The sequence below is a fragment of the Devosia sp. genome, assembly GCF_028290645.1.
Taxonomy (GTDB): domain Bacteria; phylum Pseudomonadota; class Alphaproteobacteria; order Rhizobiales; family Devosiaceae; genus Devosia_A.
Map to the genome: position 1 here is coordinate 1 of NZ_JAQGJL010000043.1, position 3179 is coordinate 3179.

Annotated in this window: 3 protein-coding genes; 1 reads left to right on the forward strand and 2 read right to left on the reverse strand. The window is 64.2% G+C overall.

What is annotated here, in order from left to right:
- Both JWQ89_RS02515 and JWQ89_RS02520 read right to left on the reverse strand, forming a co-directional pair.
- On the reverse strand, nucleotides 1–584 hold a 584-nt coding region (locus tag JWQ89_RS02515; protein ID WP_299638134.1), incomplete at its 3' end, for an SH3 domain-containing protein.
- 190 nt (nucleotides 585–774) lie between these two features.
- A complete protein-coding gene (locus tag JWQ89_RS02520) occupies nucleotides 775–1176 on the reverse strand; it encodes a hypothetical protein (protein WP_299638135.1) in 402 nt (133 codons plus the stop codon).
- 302 nt (nucleotides 1177–1478) lie between these two features.
- Here JWQ89_RS02520 and JWQ89_RS02525 point away from each other — a divergent pair, with 302 nt between their 5' ends.
- Complete coding sequence (locus tag JWQ89_RS02525) at nucleotides 1479–3056, forward strand: ABC-F family ATP-binding cassette domain-containing protein (RefSeq protein WP_299638137.1); 1578 nt, start codon at nucleotides 1479–1481, stop codon at nucleotides 3054–3056.
- Nucleotides 3057–3179: the final 123 nt, after the last annotated feature.

A 3179-nucleotide genomic window follows, 5' to 3' on the forward strand; every position in this document is an offset into this window, starting at 1 on the left:
CCACCGCCGAAGCCGCCGCCACCATGGCCGCCGCCGAAGCCGCCGCCGCCGTGCCCACCGCCGAAGCCGCCGCCGAAGCCGCCACCGGGATGTCCGCCGAAGCCGCCGCCTGGATGTCCGCCAAAGCCGCCGCCCGGATGTGCACCGGCGGGATCACCTACGAACGGGTGCCCACCAAACGGATGCCCGCCGAACGGATGCCCGGTGAAGGGATGTCCCCCGAACGGACGCCCATGCGGTGCATAGGGGTAAGGCCGGTGCATTGGATAGCGGTAGTAGTGATGGTGGTGCGAGTACCAGAAGCCATCGCCGTACCAACGCCGATAGAGCCTGCGTTCGAGGGCGCCGGCGCCAACCCAACCGGATGGCCCCGGGCTCTGGACGAAGCACCAGCCAGTCTGGCACGCCGTGACATTCACGGATTCACCGGCGGGAATCGTGCCGACGACCGAGTACCTGGGGCCGGGGCCGGAGTGGACGGTTGCCGGGCGAAGGGTTTCGCTGGGGTACGCCATCGCTACACCGGCGCTGGCCAGCAGCGTCACTCCGGCGACGATACTGGCGATGATCTTTTTGCTGAACATAGACATTTCCTCATTGATGCGACTGGGGGACGATAGGCATCAGTGGTGTTTCACCTCGTCTCCAGCGCAAACGATAAGTACTAGTCAACGTCAGTTTCGATCAGATATAGATATGGATAGAGCATATTATTGATGTTCGACATCATACAGAGGTTTGTTGCTTTGCGGCGACCATATAATACCAACAATACTAGGGGGTGTTGGTGAGTACCTGATTTGGCTGCGCCAGCGGCGCGTTCTTGGAATAGATGAGCCGGGTGGCCTCCTGCGAGAAGGTGAGGACCCGCTGCGTCTTCTCGGCATCCGTAAGCGACTGATCGGCGGCGACAGTGGGGCAATAGGCGGAGATCAGGTTGTTGAGCACGACGTTGGGAGCGACGCCCTGGAGCAGCAGCGTGAACACCGCGGACCTCAACCCGTCCGGCGCCGCGAGATCCACATCCGGCGGCAGCACCGACATGATGTCCGTCTGCGCCGAGGCCGGGTCGATCTGGCCGGTCACGGTGCAATCGAGCCCCGCGGCAGAGGCGTTAGAGGCTGCGAGCGTTACGGTGAGAAGTGTGATGAGGCCCACAATCGAGATGGTGCGCATTGGGTGTCCCTGGTTGGGAAGCCAGGCCGGGCGGTGCGGCGAGCGGCATGAGCGATCGCTCGCTGGGTCCGGGGTGGCGGGTTCCTTGCCTGCAATATGACGGCCGGCGCTGCGAGGTGCTTGGCCGGTCTTGCCGCGCTTCCTTGCGAATTGCGCGAAAGCGGCCTCGCTTCCGGGCGCCGCACCGGCCTGTGACGCCGATGCGCTTGCCTAGCCGGCCGGCAGATGCTTTACGCACCCACTTGTTCGCGGTCGCGATTTTCGCGTGATGGCCCGACGCAGCTCAAGGGCCTCGCAATTCCATGATTCGTCTCGAAAATATCGGCAAGCAGAACGGCAAGCAGATCGTCTTCATCGAGGCCTCGGCGGCTCTGCAGAAGGGCGAGAAGGTCGGGCTGGTGGGGCCGAACGGGGCGGGAAAGACCACCTTGTTCCGGATGATCACCGGCGAGGAGCAGCCGGACGAGGGGCAGGTGGCGGTCGATCGCGGGGTGACGATCGGCTATTTCAGCCAGGATGTTGGCGACATGTCGGGCCGCAGCGCCGTGGCCGAAGTGATGGAGGGCGCCGGGCCGGCCGGGGCGCTCATCGCGGAGATGACCGCGCTCGAAGGGGCGATGGCGGACCCGGAGCGGGCCGACGAGATGGACGAGATCATCACCCGCTATGGCGAGGTGCAGGGGCAGTTCCAGGAACTCGACGGCTACAGCCTCGATGCGCGGGCGCGCGAGGTGCTGAACGGGCTCGGGTTCAGCCAGGAGACGATGGACGGCGATGTCGGGGCGCTGTCGGGCGGTTGGAAGATGCGGGTGGAGTTGGGCAAGATTCTGCTGATGCGACCCGATGTTCTGCTGCTCGACGAGCCCAGCAACCATCTCGATATCGAGAGCCTGATCTGGCTCGAGGACTTTTTGAAGCGCTACGAGGGGGCGCTGCTGATGACCTCGCATGATCGGGAGTTCATGAACCGCATCGTCAACAAGATCGTCGAGATCGATGCGGGGTCGCTGACGGCCTATTCGGGGAACTACGAGTTCTACCAGCAGCAGCGGGCCATCGCCGACAAGCAGCAGCAGGCGCAGTTCGAGCGCCAGCAGGCGATGCTGGCCAAGGAGATCGCCTTCATCGAGCGCTTCAAGGCGCGCGCGTCGCATGCCGCCCAGGTGCAGAGCCGGGTCAAGAAGCTCGACAAGATCGACCGCGTCGAGCCGCCCAAGCGCCGCCAGATCGTGAATTTCGAGTTCCAGCCGGCGCCGCGCTGCGGCGAGGATGTCGTGACCCTGAAGAACGTCAACAAGGCCTATGGCAGCCGCACCATCTATGAAGGGCTCGACTTCCAGGTCCGCCGCCGCGAGCGCTGGTGCATCATGGGCGTCAATGGCGCCGGCAAGTCGACGCTGCTGAAGCTGGTGGCGGGTGCCTCCGATCCCGACACCGGCACGGTGGCGCGGGGGCCGAGCGTGAAAATGGGCTATTTCGCCCAGCACGCCATGGAGGTGCTCGAAGGCGAGCGCACCGTGTTCCAGACGCTGGAAGACGCCTTTCCGCAGGCCGGCCAGGCGCCGCTTCGCGCACTTGCCGGCTGCTTCGGCTTTTCCGGCGACGAGATCGAGAAGAAGTGCCGCGTGCTGTCAGGCGGCGAGAAGGCGCGGCTGGTGATGGCGCTGATGCTGTTCGACCCGCCCAATCTGCTGGTGCTGGACGAGCCGACCAACCATCTCGACATCGCCACCAAGGAGATGTTGATCACGGCGCTTTCGCAGTATGAAGGCACCATGCTGTTCGTCTCGCACGACCGGCACTTTTTGGCCGCGCTCTCGAACCGCGTGCTGGAACTGACGCCGGAAGGCATCCACACCTATGGCGGCGGCTACACCTAATATGTCGAGAGCACGGGGCAGGAAGCGCCGGGCATGCGGAGTTAGCGCGATCCGAACATTGTCCGTCCGGACCATCGTCAAAAGCCAAGGGGCAGTTCGCTGTTTCCTTGAAAAGGTGAACTG